The following is a 3,791-nucleotide window of genomic DNA, read 5'->3' as shown; positions in this document are numbered from 1 at the left end:
GTTCAGAGCTTGTCAGAGCAAACCGCTGCGGCGCATGGCGTCCGCAAACACTGAATGGAATCATTTTGCTGCGTGACAACCCAAAGAGATTGAGGGTTCGATCACCCAACCGGAGCCAACCGGGTCCTTTCTTAGCTTTTTCTTGAAATTTTACGGTCGAGGCCCAATAAGACAAATACCAGCTGTCTTGATGGGAACGCAGTCCCATGGCACTAAAGATATGCGTATAGAACGCATCGGGTTCAAAAATCAGATGACAATGTGGACCGGTCTGAATGACAGGTCGGCTGCGAAGCTGTTTACCGAGTTCTTCAATCTGCTGATGCCCATAGCCCAGACGTAAGGCGCAATGTGCAAGTAAGAGTTCCATCTGCTCCAGGGCGTGTATCCGTACAGGATCGGCAGCGGCTGGTTTGGCGTCATAGACGGTGTGCGCATACGCGCACGTTGGTAGTGTCGAGTGCCGCGAAATATATGGCATAAGCCACACCAACGCTTCGGCCACGGTTGTTGGAGACAACAATTTCACTCCCTTACATCCTGTGGGTTTAGACTACTGTTTGCAGGGTGGACAGACGAGAGTGCCCGGCTATCCAAACCGCCCATTGCTGCGTCACTCACATTCCGGACGCCGCCAAGCGTCGGAACGGTGGTGGCTCAAAGGGCAGCCCCGGCATCGAAGCAGGAGTTTTTACATAGACATATTCATTTGGAATGCAGGGCGGGGCCATCACCGAAATTAGACGTCGCAGATTATCCGCGTTGTTGCTGGCAGCAATCGTGTAGAAATTGCCGCAATTCCATGTCACGCATCCATAATTGAAGTGCGCGGCCAGCGCTGCTGATACCTTCGATAGTGTCGTCTCGTTGAGGTTCATGTGCTTCAGGATAGAGTCCTTCTTCTTTGTGATTTCATCTTGAGTGAAGAAACGGGCCTTATAGCCATAATCTTTCTGCATCTCACGACGCAGGTATTCTGCATTGTCTTCTTGCCTGAGTTTTTCGAAGAGGAGAAATATCCCGCCGTCCTTCAAATGACGTTTCACAAAGCCAATCTGCGCCTTTCGATCGGGCGAATACATCTGAAACGTGGTGTCCTCCAAGATAATGTCGAATCCGTCGATAAAGTGCCTGAGCGCCGATGTCCCCACAATACGGCTACGGGTCAAATGATGGAATGGGCCGAGGAAGAATGTTGCATGCGAGGGCCGTCCGTGAAGAAAGAAGCTGTCCTCGTTTTCCTTATTGGGACTGCATGAAAGAGTTTGAATCTTGCCGTTGCCCAGCTGGGCTAGAGTCCGAGCGAGTGTGCCTTCGGCGGCCCCCAGTAGGTAAAACCGAGCCGGGAGCGCAATATCCGCAATAGCGTCTGCATATCGCAAAAAGGCATCGCCAAGTCGAATCTCCTCCTCAAGACGATAAGGGATGCTGGCAAGATAATGAGGGTCGAAACGGCCCCAGATCTGGCGATGCACGCTGGTGAAGCTTTCCAACGTCACATCCCCCTGGAAAAGGCGCGCATCAACGGTCGGCATTTTGATCGGAACTCCTGATCGGCCCGCCGCGGTTGCCGAAAAAAAATCGGCCATTTCATTCAATCGCGGTGCCTTATCGCAGTCCTTGAAAAAGTCTCCCATCTGCTGTTCCATTTCGCTCTTCCCAAGTGAATTGCTCGACGCACAGCCTTCGCCCTGCGCCTCAGATGCCTAGACTCATGTCGAAACCAAATCGATCGACCCAGATTTATCGCCTCTCAAATAATAGCGCCGCCCAGATTCGACCGGCATAGGTACTCGTAGAGGGTGAAAAGCCGTTCGCCAATGGCTCTTCTGTTCTCTAGAAGAGACGAGGAACTTCCCAAAATTAGCGTGAAAATATGACGTCATTCCATGGCAAAGGCCGGAACTGTGAACTATAACTTGGTGCTCTACCGGATCCAAAGCGCTCGGATTTAGATAATCATAGCTCCTGAAAAGCACGGTTGGCGAGAGACATACCGGATCATGCAGCATCTGGATCACCGAGAAATACGAACGTTCGGCGAACAAATTAAAACCCGAAAGATCAAATCCACATTGGTTAAATACGGAATTGCTCTCAAAGGCTTGCACGTCAGCGCAGAGGAACCCGAATTGCTGAATCCGATCCGGCATCACTACTGTAGTAGGACTGGCAATTTGGCGGATGTCTTCCGCGATCGGCTCATATCCCTCACCAACTACTCCAGCGTCCAATGTTTCCGTAAAAATTATGTCAGGCGCCGAAGGAAGGTCGCCGTCCACAATTGCTTGCCTCGAGGACTTTGCAATCACCACGATGCGATCGTGCAAATCGTTCTTCCGGATAATCTCCTGCGCCGCCCCAGCAATTCGCTTATCCATTTCGCATGTGAATACCTTTCGAGCCCCATACTTGGCGAAGAGCATCGCCGGAAGGCCAGCCCCGGTACCGATTTCGACAACGGTCTTTCCTCTGAGATTACAAGATGCTATGGCCGCCTCTATTGCTGCATTTCGTACGGAGTCGCGCATCATTCTGAAGTGCCACCTAGGGACTTGAGAACCAGCGTGAGCGCGGGATGGAATTTCGTTCATTTTAATATCCCTCTAAACACCTTTGGTGGGTGAATAAGAGCCAACGATCTCATCGCGAACGGCGATCGAGATCGTCGCGCGCATTGTAGGGCTCCCTGTCAAGCCTCTGTGACGAGCGAATGAGTGTTCCAGCTCGCGAAGTGGAAGCAGCAAGAATGGTGCCAGGCACGGGAGCGCTAGAGACCTCCACTGCCAATTCAGTCGCCTACAAGAGAGTGCGTGAGTCTGCTCCAGTTTTTGGGAATGCGCCGCGTACCTGAACTCGGTGTCGATTTGTCGAATCCCGGACACGAGTTGTGTGTCAAGTTCTGCAAAATGGCGTGGGCATTCAGCGGTGACGTTGGCCTGTCGCCGCGCAGCCCCCGTGTTTAGCGGAGCGGCGGACATGGCGGGCCGAGTCTCAGGCGGCCAGTGCCCTCAGGTATCGGCGCTGGTCGAGATGTACGTGCAAGGCGTGTCGACGCGCAAGGTCAAGGCGATCACCGAGGAGCTGTGCGGCCACGCCTTCTTGGCCTGGACGGTGAGCGTGTCGACGGCGAAGTTCCAGCACGCCAACCCGCGTCACAAGCTTGCGCTGATAATAGCCGGACGGTAACCAACCCGCTCCGCCGGCCGCTCGCCTTTCTCGGCCCCGATCGCCTCCGTCATCTCGGCTTCCAAAGCCTCCTGCACCACAGTCTGCAAAACTCTGCGGAAGCCGTCCTCATCCGACAACAGCAACGGTTTCAACTCGCCTCTGCTCCGTCTAACTTCTCGCTTGGTCAAGGCACTCCCCTTCCACGGGAATCGGTCGAACGTCACCAGCGTGCCATGGCCGCCCCTCGCCTCAGAGCATGGGCCGCTCCCTCTCCAAAGCTTTTTGCAGAACCTTCAGGACATTATCCCGACACGGTCCATCTTCGGCCTGTATGCTTACACTGGTGGTCGCCTCGACCCTCAAGCGTGTCGCCGAATACGAGATCAGCTGCGAGTCGACATGAGACCGATAATTTCTCCGGGGTGAAATACGGTTTGTAGGTCCATCATCGCTTTGCCCGGCGAGAAAGCAACGGCGGTGGCTCGACAATCACGATTGAGCGACTATCTGGGGTGTCAAGTTGCATTTGCGAACTGGCTTCGCGCGTCGCGTGCTTTTGCATTGAGGATGACGAGCAGCTTTCTGGCGAGAGCGATGCGGATGACCATCTTTTCCTTTCC

At 53.9% G+C, this 3,791-nt stretch carries 2 protein-coding genes and 4 pseudogenes; 1 reads left to right on the top strand and 5 read right to left on the bottom strand.

Translation table 11 applies throughout. The features are described from left to right. From EN780_RS29320 to EN780_RS29310, 3 genes and pseudogenes are all read right to left on the bottom strand, one after another. A pseudogene (locus EN780_RS29320) lies at positions 1-529 on the bottom strand (hypothetical protein); the annotation flags it as partial. Between the two features lie 88 nt (positions 530-617). Then, the gene (locus EN780_RS29315; protein ID WP_128276036.1) at positions 618-1,649 is read right to left on the bottom strand and encodes a class I SAM-dependent methyltransferase; all 1,032 of its coding nucleotides are present in this window, start codon (positions 1,647-1,649) and stop codon (positions 618-620) included. Between the two features lie 63 nt (positions 1,650-1,712). Beyond that, complete coding sequence (locus tag EN780_RS29310) at positions 1,713-2,594, bottom strand: 50S ribosomal protein L11 methyltransferase (protein ID WP_128276035.1); 882 nt, start codon at positions 2,592-2,594, stop codon at positions 1,713-1,715. Between the two features lie 421 nt (positions 2,595-3,015). Here EN780_RS29310 and EN780_RS29305 point away from each other — a divergent pair. Further along, positions 3,016-3,120, top strand: a pseudogene (locus EN780_RS29305) (transposase); the annotation flags it as partial. Positions 3,121-3,129: 9 nt separating this feature from the next. Here the strand turns inward: EN780_RS29305 and EN780_RS29300 are convergent. Together EN780_RS29300 and EN780_RS41620 are read right to left on the bottom strand one after the other, a co-directional pair. Then, positions 3,130-3,359: pseudogene (locus EN780_RS29300) on the bottom strand (transposase); the annotation flags it as partial. Between the two features lie 327 nt (positions 3,360-3,686). Next, positions 3,687-3,791 (bottom strand): annotated as a pseudogene (locus EN780_RS41620) (IS110 family transposase); the annotation flags it as partial.

The organism is Mesorhizobium sp. M4B.F.Ca.ET.089.01.1.1, assembly GCF_004022605.1.
Lineage (GTDB): Bacteria > Pseudomonadota > Alphaproteobacteria > Rhizobiales > Rhizobiaceae > Mesorhizobium > Mesorhizobium abyssinicae.
This window is presented reverse-complemented; position numbering and strand designations above follow the sequence as displayed.